Source organism: Vibrio spartinae (genome assembly GCF_024347135.1).
Taxonomy (GTDB): Bacteria; Pseudomonadota; Gammaproteobacteria; order Enterobacterales; family Vibrionaceae; genus Vibrio; species Vibrio spartinae.
Map to the genome: position 1 here is coordinate 3,279,387 of NZ_AP024907.1, position 25,597 is coordinate 3,304,983.

General features: G+C 44.3%; 23 protein-coding genes and 2 pseudogenes. 3 read left to right on the plus strand and 22 right to left on the minus strand.

The window, feature by feature from the left end:
* Nucleotides 1-8 precede the first annotated feature (8 nt).
* The 11 genes from OCU60_RS14700 to OCU60_RS14750 form a co-directional block, all read right to left on the minus strand.
* Nucleotides 9-269 (minus strand): hypothetical protein, encoded by a 261-nt coding sequence (locus OCU60_RS14700; RefSeq protein WP_074374985.1) that lies wholly within the window; start codon nt 267-269, stop codon nt 9-11.
* Nucleotides 266-706: a RebB family R body protein gene (locus OCU60_RS14705; protein WP_228448899.1), complete on the minus strand. Its 441-nt coding sequence runs from the start codon at nt 704-706 to the stop codon at nt 266-268. Before OCU60_RS14705 ends, OCU60_RS14700 begins: the two co-directional genes overlap by 4 nt.
* Before the next feature lie 190 nt (nt 707-896).
* Nucleotides 897-1,190 (minus strand): RebB family R body protein, encoded by a 294-nt coding sequence (locus tag OCU60_RS14710; protein ID WP_074374984.1) that lies wholly within the window; start codon nt 1,188-1,190, stop codon nt 897-899.
* Nucleotides 1,191-1,248: 58 nt separating this feature from the next.
* Nucleotides 1,249-1,509 carry a RebB family R body protein gene (locus OCU60_RS14715; protein ID WP_021019359.1) on the minus strand — a complete coding sequence of 87 codons (261 nt, stop codon included), beginning with the start codon at nt 1,507-1,509 and terminating at the stop codon, nt 1,249-1,251.
* 108 nt (nt 1,510-1,617) lie between these two features.
* Nucleotides 1,618-1,878, minus strand: coding sequence for a RebB family R body protein (locus OCU60_RS14720; RefSeq protein WP_021019358.1), 261 nt, complete (start codon nt 1,876-1,878; stop codon nt 1,618-1,620).
* 23 nt (nt 1,879-1,901) lie between these two features.
* Nucleotides 1,902-2,177: a RebB family R body protein gene (locus OCU60_RS14725; protein WP_074374983.1), complete on the minus strand. Its 276-nt coding sequence runs from the start codon at nt 2,175-2,177 to the stop codon at nt 1,902-1,904.
* A gap of 52 nt (nt 2,178-2,229) precedes the next feature.
* Nucleotides 2,230-2,436: a RebB family R body protein gene (locus tag OCU60_RS14730; protein ID WP_074374982.1), complete on the minus strand. Its 207-nt coding sequence runs from the start codon at nt 2,434-2,436 to the stop codon at nt 2,230-2,232.
* Between the two features lie 113 nt (nt 2,437-2,549).
* Nucleotides 2,550-3,728, minus strand: a complete 1,179-nt coding sequence (locus OCU60_RS14735; protein ID WP_074374981.1) for an AraC family transcriptional regulator — start codon at nt 3,726-3,728, stop codon at nt 2,550-2,552.
* An 844-nt stretch (nt 3,729-4,572) separates the two neighbouring features.
* On the minus strand, nt 4,573-6,000 hold the full coding sequence (locus OCU60_RS14740; RefSeq protein WP_074374980.1) for a PTS transporter subunit EIIC: 1,428 nt from the start codon (nt 5,998-6,000) through the stop codon (nt 4,573-4,575).
* A gap of 344 nt (nt 6,001-6,344) precedes the next feature.
* Complete coding sequence (locus OCU60_RS14745) at nt 6,345-7,667, minus strand: methyl-accepting chemotaxis protein (RefSeq protein ID WP_074374979.1); 1,323 nt, start codon at nt 7,665-7,667, stop codon at nt 6,345-6,347.
* A 214-nt stretch (nt 7,668-7,881) separates the two neighbouring features.
* Nucleotides 7,882-8,829: a LysR family transcriptional regulator gene (locus OCU60_RS14750; RefSeq protein WP_074374992.1), complete on the minus strand. Its 948-nt coding sequence runs from the start codon at nt 8,827-8,829 to the stop codon at nt 7,882-7,884.
* 139 nt (nt 8,830-8,968) lie between these two features.
* Here OCU60_RS14750 and OCU60_RS14755 point away from each other — a divergent pair, with 139 nt between their 5' ends.
* Together OCU60_RS14755 and tssD are read left to right on the plus strand one after the other, a co-directional pair.
* Entirely contained in the window at nt 8,969-10,390 is a 1,422-nt protein-coding gene (locus OCU60_RS14755; protein WP_074374978.1) for an MFS transporter, read from the plus strand.
* 1 nt (nt 10,391) lies between these two features.
* Nucleotides 10,392-10,664, plus strand: a complete 273-nt coding sequence (gene tssD, locus OCU60_RS14760; protein ID WP_074374977.1) for a type VI secretion system tube protein TssD — start codon at nt 10,392-10,394, stop codon at nt 10,662-10,664.
* Between the two features lie 512 nt (nt 10,665-11,176).
* Here tssD and OCU60_RS14765 read toward each other — a convergent pair.
* From OCU60_RS14765 to OCU60_RS14805, 9 genes are all read right to left on the minus strand, one after another.
* Nucleotides 11,177-13,096 (minus strand): PI-PLC domain-containing protein, encoded by a 1,920-nt coding sequence (locus tag OCU60_RS14765; RefSeq protein ID WP_074374976.1) that lies wholly within the window; start codon nt 13,094-13,096, stop codon nt 11,177-11,179.
* 161 nt (nt 13,097-13,257) lie between these two features.
* The gene (locus OCU60_RS14770) at nt 13,258-13,683 is read right to left on the minus strand and encodes a hypothetical protein (protein WP_074374975.1); all 426 of its coding nucleotides are present in this window, start codon (nt 13,681-13,683) and stop codon (nt 13,258-13,260) included.
* A gap of 59 nt (nt 13,684-13,742) precedes the next feature.
* A complete protein-coding gene (locus OCU60_RS14775; protein WP_139302170.1) occupies nt 13,743-13,934 on the minus strand; it encodes a hypothetical protein in 192 nt (63 codons plus the stop codon).
* 343 nt (nt 13,935-14,277) lie between these two features.
* Nucleotides 14,278-14,562 carry a hypothetical protein gene (locus OCU60_RS14780; protein ID WP_139302169.1) on the minus strand — a complete coding sequence of 95 codons (285 nt, stop codon included), beginning with the start codon at nt 14,560-14,562 and terminating at the stop codon, nt 14,278-14,280.
* Nucleotides 14,563-14,872: 310 nt separating this feature from the next.
* The gene (locus OCU60_RS14785; RefSeq protein ID WP_074374972.1) at nt 14,873-15,724 is read right to left on the minus strand and encodes a hypothetical protein; all 852 of its coding nucleotides are present in this window, start codon (nt 15,722-15,724) and stop codon (nt 14,873-14,875) included.
* Between the two features lie 647 nt (nt 15,725-16,371).
* A complete protein-coding gene (locus OCU60_RS14790; protein ID WP_074374971.1) occupies nt 16,372-16,812 on the minus strand; it encodes a DUF411 domain-containing protein in 441 nt (146 codons plus the stop codon).
* Nucleotides 16,813-16,831: 19 nt separating this feature from the next.
* Nucleotides 16,832-17,392: a hypothetical protein gene (locus tag OCU60_RS14795; RefSeq protein WP_139302168.1), complete on the minus strand. Its 561-nt coding sequence runs from the start codon at nt 17,390-17,392 to the stop codon at nt 16,832-16,834.
* Between the two features lie 18 nt (nt 17,393-17,410).
* Complete coding sequence (gene copI, locus OCU60_RS14800) at nt 17,411-17,965, minus strand: copper-resistant cuproprotein CopI (protein ID WP_074374969.1); 555 nt, start codon at nt 17,963-17,965, stop codon at nt 17,411-17,413.
* 67 nt (nt 17,966-18,032) lie between these two features.
* Complete coding sequence (locus OCU60_RS14805) at nt 18,033-21,158, minus strand: efflux RND transporter permease subunit (RefSeq protein WP_074374968.1); 3,126 nt, start codon at nt 21,156-21,158, stop codon at nt 18,033-18,035.
* A 79-nt stretch (nt 21,159-21,237) separates the two neighbouring features.
* On the opposite strand from OCU60_RS14805, the pseudogene OCU60_RS14810 reads away from it, so the two are divergent.
* Nucleotides 21,238-22,390 (plus strand): annotated as a pseudogene (locus tag OCU60_RS14810) (IS3 family transposase).
* Nucleotides 22,391-22,403: 13 nt separating this feature from the next.
* Here the strand turns inward: OCU60_RS14810 and OCU60_RS14815 are convergent.
* Nucleotides 22,404-24,092 (minus strand): annotated as a pseudogene (locus OCU60_RS14815) (efflux RND transporter periplasmic adaptor subunit); the annotation flags it as partial.
* Between the two features lie 13 nt (nt 24,093-24,105).
* The gene (locus tag OCU60_RS14820) at nt 24,106-25,425 is read right to left on the minus strand and encodes a TolC family protein (protein WP_370738707.1); all 1,320 of its coding nucleotides are present in this window, start codon (nt 25,423-25,425) and stop codon (nt 24,106-24,108) included.
* Nucleotides 25,426-25,597: the final 172 nt, after the last annotated feature.

The following is a 25,597-nucleotide window of genomic DNA, read 5'->3' on the forward strand; positions in this document are numbered from 1 at the left end:
TTCCTCGTTTATGCGTGCTGCTCAGGCAATACCTGCTGAAGTTGCTGATTGATTTTTTGCATTTCCTGCTCGATCTGGGTGTGAACATCTTCAAACATCTGATTCACTTCCTGATGAACCTTCTGAATACTTCCACCCATCTCCAATGCATCAAATTGATCCTGATTCTGGCGAACCATTTGCTGAATCTCTTGCATCTGGTTTTCCGTAGCTTGCTGAATCTGGTTCAGTCGTTGTTCGATATTGGTGGATGACGGTTGCTCACTCATTCTTGTATTTCCTCCGGCTGTTGTTTATTCCGTTTTAAAAACTTGAATAAGTTAAAACGCTTGGTTGGTTTGGTGTTTACCTCTGTATTGTCTGATTCGCTCGCATCCGGAGACAAACGATCCGATCCATCGACAAAAATCGCAGGCTCTGGTTCTGCCTTCGAATCTTTTCGGGGTGACGCTGACATCTCGGGAGACTGCGTTTGCAGAAGCCGGGCGCAAGCGTTAGTCACCGACGCTGCGGTTGTCATTTGTGACTGTTGTTGATTGGTAATCGCGTTATACATCGACAGCCCTAACGTATCTGCCAATGTGGTTTCCAACAGGCTGGTCGGCTGGGCTGTATATACCTGCAATGTATTGAAATGTTCAATCGTCTGCTGAGGTAACTCTTGGCGCGATTCATTTTCATAGCGGGGATTCTGCTCTTGCATCATCGTCACTCCTTGATTGTTGCTTATGATCCTGATTTGCGATGAGGAAAATCAAAGACCATGACGTGGATTGAATCAGGATCTATCACTCATATCTCTTCTCTTGCATCTCTCTTCTCTTGCATCTCTCTTCCCTTGCATATCTATTCCCTGACGGAGCTTCGATGCGGGATCGCCGTATCAGTCGCAACGGTTATTTGGAAGAGTCGTACAGCACTGTGGCAATTTTTTCCCCGACGACGCCAAAGTTATCGGCACCATTGGTCACGACTTTTTGGGCCTGCTCAATGACATCGGCATACTTCAAGTCACCGGTTTCTAACATCTGACTCAATGCGGAACCGATTGCCGTGGTGCTGAGCGTGTTGAGGTTACGCAGGTTGTCTGTCGCATCCGATAATGCCAGTGCAGTCGATTGAGCAACCGACTGAAAAGCAGAATTGAACGCACTTTGATCCGGCTCAGGAGGGCGTACAGTGTCTTTCATCCTATGCTCCTTTTAAGTACCTTTGCCGGCTTATCCGGCAAAGGTAGTGAAAGCATGATTAATCTTTCTCAATAATGCCTTCAGCGCTACGTCCAACCACCGAACCACCGATAGACATCAATGAGTTGACACCTTGCACGGTGGCAGCCTGCATCGTAATTTGCGCTTGCTGCTGAGCAGCCGTTGCATTATGAGCAGCCGTTCCTAACGCTTGGCCGGTTGACATCAGTAAGTTACCCATTGCCATTGCTGGCGTTTCACCGACGACTTTAGTATTGACTTGTGTGACCGAGTCTGTTACTTGTTCATTCACTGGCATTGTGATTTCCTTTTACGAGTTAATTAATAAAATGGTGTCCTGCTCACGCCACAATTGGATTTGCACCACAATCGGATGTCAGACAGAACGCGTTAACACGCGCGAGTGTTAACCTTTTTCAATGATGCCTTCAGCACCCCGTCCGATAACGGAGGAACCGATGGCCATCAAAGAATTGACTCCCTGCACGGTCGCGGCCTGCATGGTAATCTGAGCCTGTTGCTGAGCCGCGGTTGCATTATGTGCTGCATTACTTAATGCATGGCTGGTTGACATCAGCAGGTTACCCATCGCCATCGCGGGAGTTTCCCCGACAACTTTTGTGTTCACCTGTGTTACTGAATCGGTGATTTGTTCATTCACTGGCATAATATTCTCCTACGTTCACTGAATTAGCTTTTCTTCTTACCACTTGGTTCTAGAATCAGCTCGACACTACGACCGACAATTGCACTACCGGTACTCAGCAATGAATTGACACCCTGTACTGTCGAGGTCTGGTGGACCAAAGTTCCCTGCTGGTTCGCACTTACACTGCTGTGCGCTGTCAGCCCCATCGCATGGCTCGTGGAAATCAGCAGATTCCCAATCGCCGCAGCCGGTGTACTGCCAACGGCTTCCGTGTTGACTTGGGTTACCGAATCAGTAACCGCATCATTTACTGGCATAGATATGCTCCTCTTGGTCATGAAAGATGACGATTCATCTTCCAAAGCCGGTTCAGGACGACGAACTTTTCAGTGCAATGGCGTAAATCAAACTCGAACTCAATGCACTGTTGGTGACAACTATCGTCTGTATTTGCTGCTGAACCTGAGTTGCATTCTCTGCGGCCCGGCCAAGTGAGGCAGCAACCAGATTCAATTGCGTGTTTCGTGAAACCTTGGGTGTCAATTCGCTTAACAACTTCTGAACATCAACTTCCATCTTCCGGCTCCCTGACGCCATCCTGTGACTGAGTTTCATATTAAAAGTAAGGCGATGGGATAACTTGGCTTAACAGATGAATAATCACGGCTTATTCAGCAATAACGCGGTGATTAATGGGCGATGACATATTCGTTTTCCCGGCGTTGCTCTTGCCGGTACTCTCTTGGCGTACAACCGGTATAACGTTTGAACATCTTTTCAAAATGGCTAAGGTCACCAAACCCGGCACTCATGCACACATCGGTAATTTTGATCAATGGATTGGTCATGATCAGACGCTGTGCTTCACGGATCCGAAGCTGACACAGCATCGTTTTGAATGACGTCCCTAGATGTTCACGGAATAAATATGATAAATGAGAGGCACTGGTATAACTGGCTGCGGCTATTTGGCTCAAAGAGATCTCTTCGTGGAAGTGCTCACTTAAAAACAGCAATGCTTTAGATAATGCAGGATGCAAGTTGGTCCATAATGTTTGATCATGACTGAGTAAATGCTCAATCAAATCTACTTTTGGTGTTGCTTTTTGACAGAGACCTAAACGCACCAGATCATCGGCAGTAATCTCAGTTTGATCCAATGAAGTAATTAACAACAATATATTTTGTAACTGACTAATATTGCCGGGCCACTCATATTCTGTCAGTTGTTCCTGAGCATCATCAGAAAATAAAACTTGTCGTTCAAATCGGCTCAAGATGTATTGAACATGCTGCTCTATGTCTTGTTTTCTCTCGCGTAGCGGTGGCAAGTGAAAATTAAACTGAGGGACTGAAGACCCTAATATCTTGGCAATAAATTGCTGTTCCGAAGGTAAGTTATAAAAAGGTTCAGTACAGGAGACAATTAAACGAATCTTATTTTTTCTTAATGCTTCTTGAAATGAATCTTGTGTTAATAAGAAAATTAATTCGTCTTTGAATGAGGGGTCTAACTTGTCAACTTCTTCCAGATAAATAGAGCCTTTCCCAACGTGATCAATACAATGATGCAGATAGTCGCGATAGGTTTGCGCATTATGCAGATTTGCGGGAATACAGATGAACGGCTCCCGGGAGCGAGCGCTGTGATAGTGAATATTACATGCCACATCTTTTTTTTCACACCCCTGATCACCAGATATAAAGACAGGAAAATCGACTTCCGAGGCAAAACGAATTTGTTGTTTAATCCGCTTCATCAAATTCGAATCACCAAGAATAGGATAGAAAAAACCGTTGTCGTGATTGAAAGTCTCTGAGGTTCGTGATGTAGATGAATCGTATAAGTGATGTGTCTTATTTATCATTGTTTAATTCCTTTTATTTACCATTGACGTCAACGTTTATGCTAAACGGGACAATCTGGTTAATATTGGAATTTACAATGATCTTTACGGTTTAAATGATGCTAATAATATTTGTACACATTACTTTTTTTCGCAAATAATTTTCACAAATAACATTTAAAATATGCAAATTTCTATCAAATCTGTGATTATTAATCATTTAGTAAATTTATCATTAACGATGAACCAATTAATTGAATCGTGCTAAACCCATTCAGTCGCTCAAGTCAATGCGATCAGTTTTCCTTTATGATATTGAATAAAAAGCAGCGCCTCTTTTGGTGTAACAAATGCAAATAACACCTCGAATCGATCATATTTTTAATCGTTTTGTTCCATCGTATTCATCGTTAACATTCATTTTATTTATAGAATTTTATCAGTGTATACTCGATTCTGGGCAGAAAAGGGCTTTTGTCATACATGAAGGAAGTCAGCATGTATGACAAAAGCTTTTTAAACATAATCATAGGACGGAGATTGGCTTTGACAAGTCAGGCTCAGACGCTGACTGAGATGGAAACGAGCAACCAAGCTCGACACTCAATGGGTCTGAAGATATTCAATCTCGCGAGGAAATCCCCAAACTCACTGACGTTATCAAACTGAATCAAAATATAATCTATTTGGCTCACGAGACAATACAGCGCTGTTCTGCCCGAATAAGACGCTGTCTCGTGAGCCATTCCCGATCAGTATCATGGTGAAGTCGGTGTATCACGCACCATCTCTATCACGGTGTTCCGGCACCCCTTCAAATTAAATCAGAAACCAAACCGCCACCTGCTCAGCTTCTGCTCACCTGCTATTTTGCAGCCGATGCAGCCACTGGGCTGGCAGCCTTCTCTTCACGGGGTTCACCGAAAAAGAAAGTCAGCCCGGCAGCAAGAACAATCCCGACAACCGAACCGGCAATCGCAGCCCAGACGGATGCATCCACCCCGGTTGGAGGAATATATTGCGGAAATGCCAGAATGCTGGGCAATGCAAATGAGAAAACTTTGGTCTGGTACAACCCAATAATCCCGCCACCGATCGCACCACCGAAACATCCGAAGATGAACGGCCGTTTACGCGGTAAAGTTACCCCATAAATCGCAGGTTCAGTAATGCCGAACAATCCGGTCGTAAACGCGGAACTGGCCAATGCTCTGGTTTTCGTATCCCGGGATCGGAGGAAGACGCCCAACGCTGCACCAGCTTGTGCCAATACAGCGGCCAGACAAAGCGGCCCAATGGTATCAGCCCCCAATATACTGAGGTTGTTGACCATGATCGGTACAAAGCCCCAGTGCAGGCCAAAAATCACAAAAACTTGCCAGAAAGCCCCAATCACGACCCCGGCAATCATCGGGCTGGCGCTGTAAATTGCCTCGAATCCGCTGGCCAATAAATGGCTGACCCATGTTGCAGCAGGACCAATAAGCAGAAAAGTCAAAGGCGTAGTAATCATGATACACAGCATAGGGGTAAATAGGTTTGTGACCGCGCTGGGGATGCGATTTTTCAAGAGTTTCTCGAGTTTACAACTCACAAACGCGGCAAAAATAATCGGCATCACTGAAGAAGCATAATTCATGAAGGTTACCGGAATACCGAGGAATTCTATGCCTGCGGCATCGGGTAATTGTTGGGCATGAAAGGCAGCGAGCATCGACGGGTGGACTAACGCGCCACCAATCGCCATCGTCACAAATGGATTGCCACCGAATTTCACACCGGAGGTATAACCAAGGGCTATCGGAAAAAAGAAAAACAGTGCATCGCTGGCTGCATTGAAGATTTGGTAAGTACCGCTCGTCGTCGTCAGGACCTCCAGCGCAACGCCCAATGCCAGCAGACCTTTCAGGATCCCCGAAGCCGCCATGATGCCCAGTAACGGTGTAAAGATACCGGAGACAATATCAATAAACGTACTCAGGAGACTCTGTTTTTCTGCCCCGTCGGCTCCGGACGTTTCTTCACGCTCAGCCGGCATAACCCCACCATGCTTCAGAAAAGACTGGATTGCGCTGAATACATCACCAACATGGTTACCAATCACCACCTGAAATTGACCGCCGCTTTCCACCACAGCAATCACTGCCGGATTGTCTTGCAACGACTCGCGGTTCGCTGCCGACACATTGACCAGTTTGAATCTCAACCGAGTCGCACAGTGGACCAGACTGTTAATATTCGCAGCCCCACCGACCGCCTCAACGATCTCGGAAGCAAGTTTCTCATAAGCCATAAAGTAAGCCTCATATTATTTATTCACATACCGAGGAGCAAAAAAAAACCTGAAAGCGTTGGTTCATATTTCAATGAACCAACGCTTTCAGGTTTTGCCCGCTTTCACGGTAACAATCCAATATGAGTACGTTTTACCCTCTATTATTCAATCAAACAATGAAGAACAATTGCGACTGTGATACGGATCAGGTAAAGGATACTCTCACAGCAATGCGGTGACAGACTCAGGGGAAATCATGATTCGAATCGCGACTGATGACGAAGAAATCAGTAATTCTGAACCATTGATTGCCTGATAAATAGACTCACCACTGGGGTAAAGCCGTACCAAAGGGACATTCGTTATGACACATTTTTAACCTCAATCATGTTGCTGTCTGTCTGAGCTGCGTTATCGATTAATCCATCAATTTTTCTCATTTTTTCGAGCTGATCCTGAAGTTTCAATGAAAGATCACTCAGCTCCGCAGCAGAGAGGGAAGTCTCTTCCGCAGATGTTGCCGTTGAATGAACCACCCCATCAATATCTGACATCCCCTGATTGACCTGACTCAATCCGGTCACCTGACTTTGCGATGCACTATCTATTTCTTCGATGGTATGAGTGATCGTTGCCACGTGCTTAACAATCTCGCTCAATGCAGTCACACATTTTTGTGATATGGCATTCCCCTTCTCGACATTTCCTACTGATACCTGAATATACTGTGCTGACTCGCTAGCCGCTGTTGAACTGCGCTCAGCAAGTTTTCTGACTTCATCGGCTACCACAGCGAAACCGCGCCCCATTTCCCCGGCCCGGGCTGCCTCAATAGAAGCATTCAGGGCCAATAAATTAGTCTGAGATGCAATATCATCAATGACATTAATAATCTCACTAATCGCCTCGCTTGAACGATTAATTTCCTGCATCGCTTGCTCAAGTTCTCTGATTTCATCGGAGGCCATGGTCGCCGCTTGCTGTGCCTCAGACGAGATGTCACTGGCCCTTGATGCACGCTCGGCATTGTCATTGGCCTGAGTAAGAATCTCATTCAGTGAGCTACCGATTTGGGTAATAGAGGCCGCTTGCTGAGTTGACCCGACTGTCAGAGCCTGGCTGGCATCACTTAGGTTGTTTGCCCCTGCTGTCAGGTTTTCACTGATGGCATCCACATCTTTGTACACGGCTTTTAGTGCAACCTTTTCTGATATTTCCTGTACATATTCAACATGGCCGATCTTGTTGTCATCTAATCCACTGATGTAAAAAGTGTCTACACGAAAATTCTTTCCCCATTGGTAAAAGGAAGTGGTCTGTTTACCATTTCTTAAACAGTTCACACCACAGTCCTCCGTGTTACAGATATTTGCCCCCCAATTTGAACAGTGCATTCCGAGTACATCCTCACGTTTTACGCCCAATGGATCGGTAGCCGCTCGATTGACAAACGTCCACTTCATATCCATGTCAGTGACAGAGAGTGGATTAGGGATAGTATCCAGAATCTGTTCATAAAAGTTGAATTTCTCTCTTGCCAAACGTTCCATCTTTATCAGGCAACCGAACACCCCCGCCATCGCTACAACCAAAATCAGCAGATTTGTGTTTTCTATCGCGAATAGTAAGGCAACGACTATCGATACAGTATTGATACCCAATGCCAGACGGTAATACTTTTTCATATGCTTTCCTCTATCGCCCACTTCTCAAAATAATTATCCGTTTAAATTGTAGGCTAAAAATCACTGGAAACAGATACGTACACATGACATTCATAGCCGTGGTCACAAGTTCAATATCAAGCCCCCCAGTTTTAACGGGGAGAGTAACAGTTTTAGATATGCATAGAGATGAATTAACTTCGAGTTGGCAAAGGCCGTGTGTGAATCCGCGACTTTACTGCCTGATAGGATGATACGACACTTCCCTTAATTTCATCGCTTCCTTGCAGACATTCTCAACTTGTTCTCGCAGCCAAATATTCGCGGAATCTAATTGCAGTCGAGGATGCCACATCATAGAAACCGTAATGTCGTCAGTCTGAACAGGCAGTTCGAATGCCCATAGGTTTGAGTGGTCACAATTCAATTGCTCATTTAGCAAAAAAGAAGCAGGCACTAAAGCAATTAAGTCTGAACACCTGGCGACCTCAAGTGCAGCGGGGAAGCTGGGTACTGTGGCCGCGATATGTCGTGTGACACCTTGTGATTCGAGTTGTTCATCGATGGGGCCTGAAAAATCACCTCTTCGGGAAGCGATAATATGACTAAATTGACAGTACTGCTGAATCGTGACTGATTCACACTGGTCAAGTGGATGTCCTTTTCTGACCACGCTGACAAATCGATCATAAAACAAAGCCTTGATTCGGATTTCTGGCCCCATATTTTTGAGCACGCCAATTTCTAAATCAACGTTTCCTTCTCTGAGAGACTCGGGACTTTTCTGAGGTTTAGGCATAAACCGCAAACGCACCCTCGGCGCATATTTAGCAAAATGAATAATGAGTTGTGATGCAAAGGTTTCAATAAATCCATCGTTTGCCCGAATAGTAAAGGTTCGCTCAAGGGCGGATAAATCAAGCGGACGGATATTGGGTTGCAGGATATCTAATACTTCGAACACCGTATGTCGTGTTCGCGCTTTGATCGATTCGGCATAAGGGGTGAGCACCATGTTTCGCCCGGCACGAACCAGTAATTGGTCACCCGTGATTAAACGTAAACGGGCCAATGTTCGGCTGGTCGCTGAGGTACTTAAACCTAAACGGTTCGCTGCTATCGCAACACTTTTCTCCGTCAGTAAAACATCGAGCGCCTTTAGCAAGTTCATATCAGGCATCATTATCGTTTTCCCCTGCGTTTCCATCACACATCAACACACATGGCGTTTCATGCAACTATAAAATGATATTGGTGCGTCTTCCGCCATGTATGCTAGCAAATTATACTCAGTTCGTTCAAACAAAAGGGGGAAATAATAGATGACACTATTTATGAGTGAGCCTGGTGACAACGGGTTACCAGGAAAACAACGATTATTTGCAATGCTGGCTGTCATGGTCACAACGGCGATGAATGTGTTCGACGGCTCCATGATTAATATCGCATTGCCTCAGATGGCGAAATCACTCGGCGTTAGTGCATCGGACGCAGTTTGGGTTGCCAATGGTTACTTACTTGCTGTCGCGATGTCACTGGCTATTTTTTCTGCATTAGCAACACGTATAGGTTTTCGTAAACAGTTCATTTGCGGTTTGATTGTTTTTACGCTGTCCTCTGCCGGATGTGCTTTATCATCGTCATTATCACAACTGGTTGTGATGCGTTATATTCAAGGGATCGGTGGTGCTGCAACGCTCAGCATTGCTCCGGCACTCCTGAGAACCATTTTCCCAAGTCGTTTACTCGGACGAATCTTAGGTCTTAACGCACTACTCATTGCGACATGTACAGCAATCGCACCACTCATCAGCGGCACTTTATTGGTGACGTTAAACTGGTCGTGGTTGTTTATGATTAATGTTCCGTTAGGCATTGTGGCGATTGCTTTTGCGAAGCAATTTCTTCCCAAGCCAGAACAGCTTGATACGCGTCCATTAGATAAAATAGGCTCTCTATTATCTGTGATTATGTTGGGTAGCACTATTTTGTGTGCGAATGCGTTTTCTAAACATGGCTCTGGTTATCACGAACAACAGGCATTCTTGTATGCAATAACCGCGCTGGTGAGTGGTGTCGCATTTATTTTTCATCAGAGAAAATCCACTGCTCCTTTATTTCCGTTAGACATGTTTTCCAACCAACGTTTCTCTTTATCGGCGATGACATCTTTCGTGTCGTTTATCGCGCAGGGGATTACTTTCATCGCACTGCCATTTTTATATGAAAGTGTTTATGGCTATAGTCCACTGACTTCAGCACTCCTTTTTCTTCCGTGGCCGGTCGGTATTATGTTGACTGCACCTCATGCCGGAAGATTGGCAGATAAGAAAAGTCCGCCCATAATTTCAACATTCGGACTGATCGTCTTTGGTGTCGGATTACTGTTATTAATTGGCCTGCCATCAACACCGTCAGTTTTAGATATCATCTGGAGAAGCTTAGTTTGTGGTGTGGGTTTTGGCTTATTTCAGAGCCCGAATAACCGTGAAATGATGGCAAATGTGGACGAGAAGTATAGTAGTTTTGCTTCTGGCGTATTAGCGATGATGAGGACATTTGGTCAATGTCTTGGTACTGCGATTATAGGTATCATGCTCTCTCAGGCTGATTTCGTGAATTCAGAACAAACACCGTTCTCTGCTGCAAATGCAGTCCATTTGGGATTATGGTTTGCTTCCGGTGCCGTACTTTTAGCGAGTCTACTGAGTGTCAGTCGACTGAAAAGAGCCGCATCAACATGAGTTGTCCCGCGATTCTGTTCATATTACCAAGCATATCGACAAGGCGACGCCACTTTTGGCAACCGCATTTGCCAGACAGGAATACTTGGAAGGAAGTATCGATTTCTACCGAACCAACGAGAAGGGCTACAACGAAAAATTCTATTCGATTGCCTTACAAAAAGCCGTTATTTCCGGGATCAATTCGGATTCACCTCATGCAGTTCTGGCACATGACCAAGAGATGCTTAGTATTTTCTGGGTAAGAGAGAAAATGGCGAAAACGCATTCTTAAATCGGGCATTTGTCCCCGCAAATTATAAGCAGAACCGGTATACCGCTTACTGGATACCTAGTTATCCAAATATTTCAGCCAGTTACTTACCATCTAGTTTAGATGCCTTTATCTTCACCCGATTCGGGGAAAGGTCTATACCGGGCCGTTCTAAACTAATATCTCGAACCAGCCGTGAAACACGAGAGTGACGGGAATCCATTAAGCTTCGAGCTGCCAATTAAAAACAAATAGCATATTCAAAAAGCGCCTTAGGGCGCTTTTTTTTTGTTTAGGAACAGGCGACTTTTTTCAATGAAATTGCTACCGAACTGGGCCAAGGTCATCCCGTCCTAGCTGACCTAAGTTGCTATGGTCTCTCAGTGAACCAGAAGCTCGGTTGCTCTGACACGAAGCTGGACACAAACGAGCTAGAGATTCTGCTCTAACTCGAGTGGTTTGGATTAAATAAAATATTGAAAATTGAGTTGACAAAAAGCAAAGCCTGACATTTGCCGATCTTCTTGTATAAGTTAACCAAATTTTTGTTCATTCAGGCGAATGGCAAAGTCCGTCAAGAAGTCCGTTAGCATGTTGCTCTCGATAATATTAACGTTGTTATCAAGTAACAATTCAGTGAGCGATGCTAGGTAACTGTTAGTGATAGGCTCATAATCGTAATCCCAATTTAGAAGTTGCGAATAGACGCTGTTCGAGGTGAGGTGGGTTTGCAACACATAGAGCTGGGCTTTAGTCTTCGGCTCGGTTCTCTGTTCTACGTATTGCTTTATTTTTTTGTAGTAGTTGGCGTTCAACGACTTTTCGTTGTGCCAGCAGGACGTTAGGCACCCGCTTTTGGGCCAAAATACTGGGTATTTTTCTACGACGGATGGCTGCAGATCTAGAACGATGAGCAGTTGCTGCTGCTGTTTTAGATATTGGTCTAGTGGCGTCCTGTCGAGCGGTGCATTGGCATCAAAAGGTACTATCTTTTCAGGTAAGAAGTGGTTAACTAGCGTCTGAAAATCTTCGAGGTCCGTATTGGCGTTTAATTGGCTGTGAGATAACCCAAGAATACAGAACTCCTGAGTTTTTGCTTCGTCGTGGTTATCAATATGCCCGAGCTCGACTCTATTTTCTTCAATGATCAGGGGCTGATACCAAATATTAGCGAGTAAATCAGCGTCTGATTCGAAGGAGAGCAGCGACCGACTCTTGGTGTGATAAAACAACGCTGATGCTTCAGCATTCCATGAAGGGTAATCGTTGCCGAAGTCTGTTTTTGTACAGTCGATCAAGGCTCCTTTAGCGTCGATATGTACTACGGCATAGCTTCGATTCGTATAGGTTGGCTTGTGGTTCTTCACGCTGAGTGCGATCTGAAGGGTACCGTCTTTTTCTTCCATTAGTACCGCACTGATAGCGCTTCCTGAGACACATAAAGAGACTGGCGTCGTAAAGATGACCTCGCCATTGTTGTAGGACGCTTCGGTGAACACAGCGATACCCTCGCTGTCAGTATAAAATACCAAGCTTCGGTTCAAACGCGGCACAGCTACTTGTGTAGGGAAGCTGCCTGTGACAGAACACGAAGGTGTTGATACTTTTTTAGCCAAACTAAGTGTCTCTAAGCGCGTATACTCGTTGGTGGGAGAGAGTACTAGATACCATAGTGTATCGTTATTTTGCGATTTATGAACTTCTAGAAAGCAAGGTAGTTCTCCCTCTGTTATCTGGCCAATCGACGGTTGCTGGCCTGTTGTGTATTTTTCTTGGTTGCTCAGGTTAAACGTGGGATCACCATTGATGATGCTGCCCAGTGTGTAATATAAATCATCGTAGTTTTGTGACTGGTGTACCTCCACAATGAGCCCGCCTGGTGTCACTGTCGCGTCGGGCGTGATGCCAAAATTATAGGGTTGCGGTTTTTGCCACTTTATTTTTTGGTTTTCATCGTTGAAGGAGCCTATTACATAGAAAAGACGTGTGGAAAATACAGATTTACCTGAATCATTCGTTGAATCATTGGAAAGTTCAGTGACCCGCTCACTGTGGTAAATTACCGCAAAACGGTTGCCCGCTAATGGGATAACATTGGGTGAAGAACCAAAATCTACGAGTGTATTGTAACCATCGAAGTAGTCTTTGAATTGGCGTAATATGGTGTTGTAGCTGGCACCAAAGCTCGCTTGGTGGGAACCATGATATTCAACCAACTGGTTCTGGTTGTCTTCGTTCACGGTGGGCCGTGAATCAAAGTACCGAATACCATTCATTAATTGAGCGTAAAATGTTGTATTTTGCGTTACATACTTGCCCGTATTCCCTGTAAAAAACGAGTAGGACGCTGGGTGATGCACCCCGGGTAGTGCGATGTGAGTTAGGGGGGAGTCCTTTATGAGCGCGTTCAGTGATTGCATCCAACTGTCGCTCGAAATGTTAGCGTTAGACATGACGAAGTCCTTCCATTAGTATTGCATCAACCGCTGCACCATCAAAATCTAGGAGCAACGGTTATGATTGGAAATGTGAATGAGGGGCTTGGTAATTTAGGGCGTACATACAAGCGATTTGCTTGCACCTCTCAACCAAGCCATTTGATGGTTCGGTTGAGTTATTCTAATTTACCTAAGTGATAATATAGGTTGTTATTGCCTCCGCCATTGTGCATTTCGACTGTGTTTCCGTTTGGCATGATGGCCAGCGCAGGTCGATCGCCTGTATCGAATTTGATTCCTTTAGTGCCTACCCAAGTGAGCCGTCCGTCAATCACTTTACCTACCAGATAGTAGAGATTGTTCGAGCCACCATTGTTAATTTGCAACAGCGTGTTTTCTCCAACGCTAGCGATCAGTGCCGTGCCGTCCGGTATCGGTTTGATGTTGTCGAATGCATCGATATCAAACACATAGTGTTTTGAAGCACCTTCGCTACTGAAAGTGTAGGGATCTATAGTCAAAATGTTGTAACCACGGCCCAGATAGTCAATGTTTTTCAACATGTGGATATCGTTTGTTTCTGCGTCCTGATTGATACTCATATTTTCACCTTTATGTTTGCTAGCCCAGACTTGAACTGACAACTAGCCATATTTCGGAGCTAGTACCAGATTAGATTTGAGCTTAATTCTGATCCGCCCAAATCTGCCATCCACCGTTCAATGTCGCCATTGGTATTCTTCAGTGGTACGCCTTGATAAGCAACTAAGCACACAATAGCACAGGTTAAATTAGAATTCAGGACAACCGCATGAGCGTTTGTTTTTGTCACATTGAAATGGTCAATATGCATATTTGGCTCTCCCAAAAGCGAGTACAAGATCACAAATAAATGGATCGTAAAATCGTTCATTTTTGCTCAATAAATGTTCATGAACTAGCTCTGAGTTCCTAGTCTAGAAACAAATTTCAGTGGAACTGGAAAACAGGCTTTTGCATATTTGGTTTTCCAAACAGAACCACTAACTAAAGTTATGGTAAGCGACTCGCCATCAAACACGTTTGGAGGCATTTCTGAGCAAGGAAGCGCCAACTGTCACGGTTCTAGAAATCAACACGTTAGAGTATCCACCGTAATATGAGAGTTTCGGATGAAAAAAGTATCTGGAAAACTAAAGCGTTTATTAAGCTTGTAGTTACGTGAGGCGCACCCAACCATGATTAGGCATACTTACATGGGCTTCGGGGGTTGATCCAATTTTGACGGTTATTTCATCGATTGAAAACGCGTCAGGGAATGAACTCCCCGTAACCGTCTCAATGTACCTTATTAGCATCGCTAATGTTACTTTCTTTAAGATCATGTAGTCTGAGTTATATTCATACTGCTTAGAAACAGGTTTAGCCTCTGTAGGCAAAGTCTTAGGCAAGCCAGCAAAAGTTTTTCCATCCATGTTTTGAGAGAAAGCTTCACACGCCAACAAACCCACAATCCTATGCAAAACCGTTTATCTCTTTCACTCAATAACGACGACTCACTCGCCCCCCCCAGAGAAGTGGCAGAACACCAATGGAAACATTGCTTGACGGGAAAATCGATTTGGGTAGAAAAGAATCTAACTCAAATCTAGACTGACAGTCACCGATTGAAAAACAGATAACTGGCAGATATAGTCTGGACTAGTACAGATGAATTACTCGCGCATCTGGTATTAAGTTGGGTTCTTAATACCAGATGCCTAAGCGATACAACTACGATTTACGATTGCCCCTATTTCAGCTACTTCAAGTTTATCTATTGGCCAGTGGATTGTGAATAGGTGGCCGCTGATGTTTTTCCAACCAACTCTCGCAGTTATTATTGCCAGTCTCTTTTTTTAGCTCTTTAACTATTTCCTTTTTACCATCATTGTCACTTTTGATGTAGGAATCGAAATAAGTCTTTAGTGGCTTCGTTGCCGTTTTCAAATTACCACCATCAGGAAAAACCCAAGCACCTGAACCTGCAAAACTATCATTTTGTCTGCGGGCAACTTTGGTTTGCTCTTGGTTCAGTCGGGTATAGACCTTAAATGTATCATCAGTCGCCCATGCATCTGCCCAATTGAGTATATCATTTTGGGCTTTTTTGCTCGGTATTGAGTAAGGACAGACGTGTTCAACAAGAGCTTTCCAAGTATTGAAGTCTGACTTTTTACCAATTTCTTCTAATAATTGCTTCAGTTTTTTAGCATATTGATAAGCCTCAATCAAAGCCTCTTCTTTTTCCCAACCCCCATCATCCATAGGGTCATCGATTCTTCGTGTATTCATAGGACCTGGAATGACATTTCCCTTAGCCCATAAAATAGTTTTCATCAGTTCGGCACAATTTTCCTTGTCATTAGGATTAGAGCCTTGGTCGATGGTTTCAAAATCTATAGCGTATTTGGTTGCATCTTTGAGATGTTTGTCCGTTGCATTCATGATAGCATTAGTTCGCAATTCAATAATTTTGTTTTGAGGCATGATGTGATGGTCTGTTACAACACTCAGTTGTAACAACCCTTTGCGTTTGGCGGCGGTGATAGCTTCTTCTCCCCATTCGCGCCAATTCTTTGGTGTAGCTTTTTCTGCAATCAATACACCTTTATCAAACGGCATAGTAGCCTCCAGTTTGCTGTAATAAGAATCAACACTTTAAGTGTTTTGTTAAGCCCTTAATTGGTCAAATAGATGATAATTTAAGACAAAAGGGCGCAGTTACTATTTCAACCACCTTAAGGGACACACACGCCTTACTATCATGGTAGCTTACGGGGACAGACACTTTTCCCCAAAGAAGAAATACGTATGCGCGGTTATAGTAATAAGAACGGAAAGTGGTCTAGTCTAATAACGTAGAAAGGGGCATTTTCAATTTAGAATGGCAGTGAATCGCTGCCATTTCAGGATGATACTTTATTACTCAGTATGAGATGTCGAAGGACATTAAAGTTTGAAACTTTTCTATCCTGTAAGGTTTAATACCAAGTAGCTCTAGATACAAAAAGTGACAATAAAGTTTGAAACTAAATTGATCAATAACCTTCTGTACAACAGAATTATGACAGTAAAGTTTGAAACTTTTTGAGCGTTACAAGAGACAGTCCTTTCTAGGCATTTAGTTGTTGGTCAACCCGAGTCTCGCTTAGCAAACTTTTGGATAAAGCGGAATGATGGGGGCTCGTTTCAGTTAGTGTAAGTGCTGCTTTTAATTAAATAAAAGAGCTCCTCTCTTACCTCAAGAGCCCAAAATGCTTAATCGACTTTTAGTACTTATTGTACAGCTTCATGTGACCTGTCTTGTCAAAAGACACCACATTAAAGCCTTTGTACTCTTGCCCTGGTCGTGCCATTCCCGGCGAATGCTGCGGCATACCAGGAGCCGCAATTCCTGAAATATTTTCAAGTCTCTCCTCAAGCAAACGTTTGATATCAGACTCAGGAACATGCCCTTCAATCATATAGCCACCAATGACAGCTGTATGGCAGGACATCAGTTGATTAGGCATACCAAACTCTTGTTTGACATCACTCCAATCACGAGCATGGTTAACATTCACTTCATAGCCTTTCTTCTCCATAATTGCAGCCCATTCCTTGCAGCAACCACAAGTAGGCGATTTATAAAGCTCAATAACAGGCTTAGCAAAGACGTTAAAACTCAAAATCAAAGATGAAAGTGCAATAAGTCTCAAATTTTTACTCATAAAGTTACCTAACCAAAATCTATTTTACGTTAATACTGACGGCTTCATCGCCATAACTCAGCTCATATACTCCCTTTTCAGGAAGCCACTCAAAGTACTGAGTTTCATACGGCTCTACACGCAGTGTTAAATGTTTACCAGCCAAAGGGGAGAGATCAATTGACATCGACTCAAACATTTTATTTAGTACCACCAACTGACTCTTCTTGCCGCTATCTATAGAAACTGAGAGTAGCGCCCCCTTGGTACCTTCATACATCCAATCCACTAATTGAAACGTTCCAAGATACTCCATGTATTCTGCTAGATTTATCTTATCTTGTTCACTTAGTGCGTCGCCTAAAAGCTTCATTGTTTGTTCATGCTCTAGGCTGTATTTCAGGTCATTTAAGGAGTTACCTCTGATATTCCCACCAACGTTACCTCCCCCTTGACCATAAAGCCCATGACACGCAATACATCCATATCCCCCTACAGTACGAAAAGTCGACTCACCGGCTGAAATTGAGCCTTCCGACGCATAGGAGAATAAGCTCACACTAAACATCCCCACTAGCATGAATGAACGCTTTAACATCATCAGATTCCTTTATAGCGCCTATAAACTCACTTTTTTAATCATGCCTGCTTCTGCATGCCCTGGAATATTGCATGCAAATTCAACCTTGCTATCCCCGTGGAAGTGCCAAAACAACTGCTTAGCTTTACCCGGTTTTACTGTAACTGCATTCCCAGAATCATGCATATGATGAGGCATTTTCTTCATCATTTCTCGATGTTCAAGTTGCTCTTTCGCTGAACCAATAGTGAACTCGTGATCAATCTTGCCAGCATTCATAACCACAAATTGAACGACATCATTCGGTTCAATTTGTACTTCTTTTTTGAACTTGATTGTCATGTCATCTGCCAACACAACATGGACCACTTTATCTGGCTTTGCACCTGTTGCTGGCATGCCAACATCAGACATGCCTTCCATCGACATCATTGAATGATCCATTTTGCTATGGTCCATATCGCCATGATTCATATTACTGTGGTCCATGCTCTCACGGTTCATAGAACCGTGGTCCATCTTTGAATGATCCATCTCTGCCATAGCTGACGCTGCTGTCATTGAAAGTAATACGGCTAGTAGTGTCTTTTTCATGGTTATATTCCTTACTATTTCATTAATAAGTTTACGGGCTAAGTTCGTTCTTAGCCCGTATGTGTATTTAGTGGTGTTTGAGTTCGCGTATTTTCCAAACCTTGAAAATCGCAGGAATAACGAGAAGTGTTAGTAACAGAGCTGAGGCCATGCCACCAATCATCGGTGCTGCGATACGCTGCATTACCTCAGAGCCAGTGCCCTCACCGTACATGATTGGGATAAGACCGATGATCACCGTAAGTACCGTCATCATTACCGGACGAACACGTAATCCAGCTCCCTCTCGAATCGAGCTACTCAAATCATCTACATTCAGTGATTTGCTCTGTTCTTGGGCATCCAGTTTGGTGTAGTGCCATGCTTGGTTGAGATACACCAACATGATGACTCCGATCTCGACGGCAACCCCAGCCAAAGCAATAAAGCCAACGCCCACCGCGATAGAGAAATTGTAGCCAAGGTAATACATCAACCACAGCCCCCCAACCATGGCTAACGGTAGAGTTAGCATGATGATCATCACTTCACCAATACGGCGGAAACTCAAGTAAAGCAAAAGCATAATGATGGCAATCGTAATAGGCACCACGACAACTAAGCGCTCTTTCGCTCGCTCCATGTACTCATATTGGCCTGACCAAGCAAGTGAATAGCCAGCTGGCATATCAAGTTGTTTTGCAACCGCCTGCTTTGCCTCTTCAACGTAAGAGCCTAAGTCTCTGCCATCAATATCAACAAACACCCAACCATTTGGACGAGCATTCTCTGTTTTAATCATTGGTGGACCATCTTCATAGCGAATATCGGCAACATCAACTAAAGCAATTCTAGCGCCACTTGGGGTAACCAATGGTAATTGCTGTAGCTTAACGACTGAATCACGATAGCCTTGAGGGTAGCGAACATTAATTGGGTAACGCTCGAGGCCTTCAATCGTTTCACCAATGTTCATGCCACCTACTGCGGTAGAAACAACTTGTTGGATCTCCTTAATGCTAAGAGCGTAGCGAGCTGCAGCTTTGCGATTGATATCAATAGTCACATAGCGACCACCTGCAACACGCTCTGCATATACAGATGCAGTGCCTGTAATGTTGTTTAGGATAGGTTCAAGTTGAGCACCTATTTTCTCAATTTCAGCTAAATCACTTCCAGCTATTTTTATTCCAATTGGAGTTTTGATACCGGTTGCCAACATATCGATGCGCGTCTTTATAGGCATCACCCATGCGTTAGTTAAACCAGGAAATTGAATCAAGTCATCAAACTCTTTTCGTAGCGACTCAGTTGTCACGCCCTCACGCCACTGATCACGCGGTTTAAGCTGAATAACGGTTTCAATCATAGTTAAGGGAGCAGGGTCTGTCGCAGTGTCAGCACGACCGACTTTACCCCATGTTGTCTGTACTTCGGGTACCGTCTTAATTAGCTTGTTTGTCTGCTGAACCAACTCTCGCGCTTTACCAATAGAAATACCTGGATAGGTGGTTGGCATATACATCAAGTCACCCTCATCAAGAGGAGGAATGAACTCACTACCGAGCTTCATTGTTGGATAATAAGCAGACCCCATAAGAGCAATAGCCAATACAATCATGCTTTTCGGGTGCTTGAGACTAATATTCAGTAAGGGCTTGTAAAGGGCAATTAGACCTTTATTAATAGGGTTCTTGTTCTCTGGTAATATTTTACCGCGAACAAGATATCCCATGAGCACCGGCACTAACGTAATAGCAAGGCCGGCTGCTGCCGCCATTGCATAAGTTTTAGTAAAGGCGAGTGGCGAGAACATCTTGCCTTCTTGACCTTCCAATGCGAATACAGGAACAAAACTTAGCGTGATGATCAGTAGCGAGAAGAACAGCGGTGCACCAACCTCTTGCGCCGCATCACCAATCACTTGCCATCGGTTTTTGTCAGTCAATGGAGTCCGTTCAATGTGCTTATGTACGTTTTCTATCATAACGATAGCACCGTCTACCATTGCACCTATCGCGATTGCAATCCCTCCTAGCGACATGATATTGGCGTTGATACCTTGCCAATGCATGACAATAAAGGCTCCTAAAATACCGACAGGGAGACTCAATGCGATAACGAGCGAAGACCGAATATGGAATAGGAACAACGCACATACAATAGCGACAACAATGAACTCTTCTGCAAGCTTTTTCCAAAGGTTCTCAACCGCTGCATTGATTAACGTAGAACGATCGTAAGTAGCCACTATCTCAACACCATCAGGCAAGCTACCCTGAAGCTCGTTTAGCTTATCCTTAACATTATTGATCACTTCGCTCGCGTTTTCTCCAAAACGCATGACAATTACGCCACCTACGGCTTCGCCCTCTCCATTTAATTCAGAGATTCCTCGTCTCATCTGTGGTCCGAGGTCAATATCAGCAACGTCACCTAATAATAGGGGGGTTCCTTTTTTGCTTACCTTGAGTGGAAGCGCTTTAATGTCATCAATACTAGACAAGTAACCAGTGGTTCGAACCATGTGCTCAGCTTCTGCAACTTCTACTACGGACGCACCACTCTCTTGGTTACCATCTTGAATAGCCATATTAACTTGTTGTAACGTGAGGTCGTATGCACGCAATTTAGCCGGATCAATTTGCACTTGATATTGTTTAACCATACCGCCAACAGTCGCAATCTCAGACACCCCATCAACTGTTTGTAACTCATATTTCAAGAACCAATCTTGTAAGCTACGCAATTCGGCTAAATCATGCTGTCCGGTTTTGTCTTGCAATACATAACTATAAATCCAGCCCACACCTGTCGCATCCGGACCAAGGGTTGGCTTAGCGCTTGGGGGAAGGTTTGGAGCTACTTGACTTAAATATTCGAGCACTCGAGAGCGAGCCCAATACATGTCAGTATCATCATTAAAAATGATATACACGTAGGAATCACCGAAGAACGAATATCCACGAACAGTTTCTGCACCAGGAACGGCAAGCATAGCCGTTGTAAGCGGATACGTGACTTGATCTTCCACCACTTGGGGTGCCTGACCCGGGTAACTTGTTTTTATGATAACTTGTACGTCTGATAAATCAGGTAAGGCATCTACAGGAGTGTTTTTTACGCTATAAAGCCCACCAAATACGAGGGCAAAAGTGGCTACCAACACTAAGAAGCGATTGTTGATAGACCAGCGAATAATGGCACCTATCATTACTTATCCTCACTTGGGTTCTACCCATATTTTACGGACACATCTATAAAGAGGCATACTATGCCTAAAAGGAGTGTCTATGACCAAGCGAAGAAAATATTCTGCAGAATTCAAACGCGAAGCCGTTGCGCTGACTCAGCAACCGGGTGTGAGTTGTCGTCAGATAGCATTAGATATCGGCATCAATCCTAACTTATTAAACCGTTGGAAACGAGAGGCGGAGCAGTCACAAGATAAAGCATTTCAAGGCAGTGGCTCTCCTCGTGATGAAGAAATGGCGAGGCTAAAACGCGAATTAGCGAAAGTGAAAAAGGAACGAGATTTTTTGCGAGAAGCGGCAACGTTCTTCGCCAAAGAGTTACCGTAAGGTATCTTGCGATATCGCGTTGCCGCGATGTGTTTTCTATTCGCCTCATGTGCCGTTGTTTGCGCGTCTCTCCTAGTGGTTATTACGCTTGGGTGGAACGTCAGCCAAGTGCGCGTGCTCTTGCTAACGCAACGTTATTAAAACGAATGCGCGAGATCCATGATGATAGCGGTGGTATTATCGGCGCACCACGTATGCACGAAGATCTGCAAGCCGAAGGGTTGCAAGCGAGCTTAAATCGTGTCGCCAGGCTGATGTCAGCGAATGGACTTTATGGCAGGCCGCGTAAAAAAGGTCGAGGGGCAAAGCGACAGTCCGCACGTCCTGACGGTTTAAAGAATCATCTTGAGCGGGACTTTCATGCTTTGGAGCCGGAAACCAAATGGGTCACAGACATTACAGAAATTGGGACACTTGAAGGGAAGCTTTATCTGTGTGTGGTGCTTGACCTGTTTAACAAGCTCATCGTTGGCTGGTCGATGCATCATCGACAAGACCGTCATATGGTGATTCGAGCCGTCGAAATGGCGGTTTGGCAGCGACAGGAAAGACATCATGTTATCTTACATTCAGATCGTGGCACACAATTTACCAGCGGAGATTATCAGCGCTTTCTCAAGCAAAAGAACCTAACCAGCAGCATGAGTGCTGTAGGCCATTGTGCAGATAACGCGGCTTGTGAAGGGTTCTTCGGTGTGATGAAACGGGAACGAATCAATTATCGACAATACCGGACAAGAAATGAAGCCAGAGCAGATATTTTTGATTATATCGAACGGTTCCATAATCCAAGAATGCGACGTAGACTGGCGAATCAAGACAGCAAGTTTACGTCTTTACTAAACCGTCCGTGAAAACGGGGTAGAACCCCTTTTAACTAACTCTTTGAGAAGATAATCGGATCCTTGTTTCTCAACTAGAAACCGAACTTTGTCACCCTCCTGAAAACCTGAGAGTTCAAAGTCACCACCGACTGAAAAGTTGAGCTCACCTGCATCCCAGGACCAATCAGCCACAGGGGCATGATTTAGTGTCACCATACCAAAGTCCGCCATTAACATAGAGACATCACCGTCTATCCATACTTCTGTATTTATGCTCAGCTCACTTACTTTGTAATCAACGATTTCATATTGACCCGATTCAGATTTTTGCATTTCAAAATCAATCGTTTGACCTTTTGAAAGTTGGTCCATTTCAACGTTCTCTGATACCATAAAATTCATGGTCATTCTTGGCCAGTCCCACTCAGGAACAGGTTTATGATTAATAGTTAGCATTCTATGCCCAGCCATTACGTCTGTAATTTCGCCGGTTGCCCACGCCGTTTCAGCAGTTGGCTCAACACCATTGATTCTGGATAGATCGGCAGACTGACTTGATTCAGAGTCCAACATGAAGTGCGCGGACGTAACAACACGATCTCCTCGTTGCATTCCCTTTATGACCTCAATCTTGTCAGCGGACTCACGACCAACTTCAATTCTGGCAGAGCGATATTTTCCATCTCCCTCAGCCAGAACCACGCGAGTCATACCGCCAGAGCGGATGACTGAGGAACGTGGAATGGTTAACACTTCATCACTTGATACCGGTTTTAGCGCGACGTTAGCGAACATATTCGGCTTAAGTTCACCTTGTGGGTTATCGAATCGAAGGCGGACACGCAATGTACGCGTACTAGGGTCAAGAATGGGATAGACATAATCCACTTCACCATTCCATTCTCCACCTGGTAAGGCATCCAATGTCATAGATGCTTGACTGCCTTGTTTAATCCAATGTGATTGACGTTCAAAGACTTCTGCATCTACCCATACTTGATTCAAAGGACCTGCGCTGATCACCGCTTGAGCTGGAGAAAGGTAGCCACCTTCACGAATATTGAGGCTTGCAATAACGCCGTCTGCCGGTGCTTTAATTTCAATGGATTGTGACGCTTTACCTCGACGGGCGATGGATTTAATTTGATTGCGGTCAACCCCCAAAGTGATCAAACGATCGGTAGCACCTTGTATCATTCCTTTACGTTGGGTCTTATAGGCACTGATCAGTTCTTCTTGTGCTTTTACAAGCTCTGGGGAATACAGAGTGAACAGCGTGTCACCTTGATTCACTTTTTCACCAACGGCATTGATATAAAGCTTTTCAACCCAACCCGATACTCGAACATTGGTCTGCCAAAGTTGACTCTCATCAAAGGCGACATAGCCGACAGTTTCGATGCGTGGTGCAAGGACCTCTTGCTTTACGGTATCTGTTTTTACACCGAGGTTATTTTCAACCGCAGGATCGATTTTTACTGTTCCTGGCTTGTCGTTACTACCATTGAGGTCATCAGCATACACAGGAATAAGATCCATCCCCATAGGCGACTTTCCCGGTTTATCTCGCTGATAGTTTGGGTCCATCGGTGCGACCCAATACAGTGGTTCATCACTTGATTTAGACTCAGAAGCTGTCATTCCAACCATGTTATAGTTCATGCCTGAAAGGTAAATATTCGCTCCATAACCCAATGCGCTGCCGATCAGTAACGCTAGGCTTGCAACTTTAAATGTACTCATCTTGATTCCTTTATTATTGTTCATTGTACTGAGTGTTTGGCGCAGAAACTTGATATTCGAAACCACCAAGTAACATGGATAACTTGCTATTGACCTGGTTCATATCGGTTATTAGGCGAGCAAGCTCCATTTGAAGAGCCAATTCATCGGTTGATGCAGTAATGACATCACCAAACTGAGCAGTATTGTTCTGATAACCGCGCTCTATCGCTTCAATGCGGGCTTTGGACTGAGGTAATAAGCGCTCTTGGTAGCGCTGAATGCGTTCAATGAGATTCATTCTGTCCGTCATTAATGCGTTTACTTGGGCGTTCATTTGAGCGAGCAGCGTATCTTTTTGATATTGCGCTGCGCCCACTTGGTATTGAGCGGCCGCTACATTTTTATCTTGGCGGTTATCAGTGAACAAAGGGATATCCATAGTAAGATAGGCACTCAGCAAATCTGAAGCTGGTTCACCTTTCATGTTGTCAGATTGACGGTAGGCATACATCACTTCGACACCAAATTGTGGTGTATAAGATTGTTCAGCAACCTCAACTTGGGTGCGATTAGCAGAAATGTTGGCGTCAGCCATTTGCGCCATAGGATGTTGATTAAGCAGCATGTAGTACTGGGTGTCACTCGTTTGCTGATCTAAAAGCGCATTCAAATGCGACCAGTCTAATTGATAGCCAGCCTGATTCGAGTCAATAGAACGACGATTCAACCACTCTGAACCTAGCCATTCCGATAACTGGGCAACGACTCGATTTTGCATTTGTTGATTCGATTGCAGTTTTTCGTCGAGCTTATTGACTTGAAGTTGGGTGTTAAGCAGGTCTTGCGCTTCGCTCTTACCAATTGAGTAATTGGTTTGAATATACTGCTCCATCTCTACCATGAGACGTTGATTAGATTCAATCAACGTTTCTGCGTATTGAAGGTAGCCCAGCTCCAACCATAGTTGAGTAATACTATTCGCCACTTCACGTTCACGAACTTGAACCTGATACGCCATACCATCGGCCTGTTGATTCGCTTTACGTTGGTTAAGATCTAACGTTGCACCCCGTTCAAACTGTTGCATTAATCCAACAGAAATGTTCGTCATAGGATCTTCGTCAAACTTAAATGAATCCACAGGTAAACCGCCAAAGCCCACCTTAAGTTTTGGATCCATGAGAGTCGAGCTTGCAACGCCCGTTTCACGCATCGCCTGTGACTGCGCAGCATATTGAGAGCGACTCGTATCATTTGCTAGAGCCGCTTCAATTAGGGCATTCAACTGCTGCGTCGAAGCCGCGATAGTTTGTGGAGTCGCGTTCGACCCCGAATGTGACAGGGCAGGCATTGCATAAAGTGCAATTGCAACCCCAAGACTCAGGGATTTAAATGCCCTGAAGCCGTTTAATTCAATACTCATTGTTGTTTATCCTCGATAAAACGATATGGACATACCTCAACCTCTGCCTTCCAGCAGAAAGAATTGAGAGCTAAATAGCTATGATAGTTGAATTAAACAG

Excerpts from the sequence above, each read along its gene's own strand:
- OCU60_RS14700 (WP_074374985.1), bottom strand. The coding sequence starts at position 269 with ATGAGTGAGCAACCGTCATCCACCAATATCGAACAACGACTGAACCAG.
- OCU60_RS14705 (WP_228448899.1), bottom strand. The coding sequence starts at position 706 with ATGATGCAAGAGCAGAATCCCCGCTATGAAAATGAATCGCGCCAAGAG.
- OCU60_RS14710 (WP_074374984.1), bottom strand. The coding sequence starts at position 1,190 with ATGAAAGACACTGTACGCCCTCCTGAGCCGGATCAAAGTGCGTTCAAT.
- OCU60_RS14715 (WP_021019359.1), bottom strand. The coding sequence starts at position 1,509 with ATGCCAGTGAATGAACAAGTAACAGACTCGGTCACACAAGTCAATACT.
- OCU60_RS14720 (WP_021019358.1), bottom strand. The coding sequence starts at position 1,878 with ATGCCAGTGAATGAACAAATCACCGATTCAGTAACACAGGTGAACACA.
- OCU60_RS14725 (WP_074374983.1), bottom strand. The coding sequence starts at position 2,177 with ATGCCAGTAAATGATGCGGTTACTGATTCGGTAACCCAAGTCAACACG.
- OCU60_RS14730 (WP_074374982.1), bottom strand. The coding sequence starts at position 2,436 with ATGGAAGTTGATGTTCAGAAGTTGTTAAGCGAATTGACACCCAAGGTT.
- OCU60_RS14735 (WP_074374981.1), bottom strand. The coding sequence starts at position 3,728 with ATGATAAATAAGACACATCACTTATACGATTCATCTACATCACGAACC.
- OCU60_RS14740 (WP_074374980.1), bottom strand. The coding sequence starts at position 6,000 with ATGGCTTATGAGAAACTTGCTTCCGAGATCGTTGAGGCGGTCGGTGGG.
- OCU60_RS14745 (WP_074374979.1), bottom strand. The coding sequence starts at position 7,667 with ATGAAAAAGTATTACCGTCTGGCATTGGGTATCAATACTGTATCGATA.
- OCU60_RS14750 (WP_074374992.1), bottom strand. The coding sequence starts at position 8,829 with ATGATGCCTGATATGAACTTGCTAAAGGCGCTCGATGTTTTACTGACG.
- OCU60_RS14755 (WP_074374978.1), top strand. The coding sequence starts at position 8,969 with ATGACACTATTTATGAGTGAGCCTGGTGACAACGGGTTACCAGGAAAA.
- OCU60_RS14765 (WP_074374976.1), bottom strand. The coding sequence starts at position 13,096 with ATGTCTAACGCTAACATTTCGAGCGACAGTTGGATGCAATCACTGAAC.
- OCU60_RS14770 (WP_074374975.1), bottom strand. The coding sequence starts at position 13,683 with ATGAGTATCAATCAGGACGCAGAAACAAACGATATCCACATGTTGAAA.
- OCU60_RS14775 (WP_139302170.1), bottom strand. The coding sequence starts at position 13,934 with ATGCATATTGACCATTTCAATGTGACAAAAACAAACGCTCATGCGGTT.
- OCU60_RS14785 (WP_074374972.1), bottom strand. The coding sequence starts at position 15,724 with ATGCCGTTTGATAAAGGTGTATTGATTGCAGAAAAAGCTACACCAAAG.
- OCU60_RS14790 (WP_074374971.1), bottom strand. The coding sequence starts at position 16,812 with ATGAGTAAAAATTTGAGACTTATTGCACTTTCATCTTTGATTTTGAGT.
- OCU60_RS14795 (WP_139302168.1), bottom strand. The coding sequence starts at position 17,392 with ATGATGTTAAAGCGTTCATTCATGCTAGTGGGGATGTTTAGTGTGAGC.
- copI (WP_074374969.1), bottom strand. The coding sequence starts at position 17,965 with ATGAAAAAGACACTACTAGCCGTATTACTTTCAATGACAGCAGCGTCA.
- OCU60_RS14805 (WP_074374968.1), bottom strand. The coding sequence starts at position 21,158 with ATGATAGGTGCCATTATTCGCTGGTCTATCAACAATCGCTTCTTAGTG.
- OCU60_RS14820 (WP_370738707.1), bottom strand. The coding sequence starts at position 25,425 with ATGCCTGCCCTGTCACATTCGGGGTCGAACGCGACTCCACAAACTATC.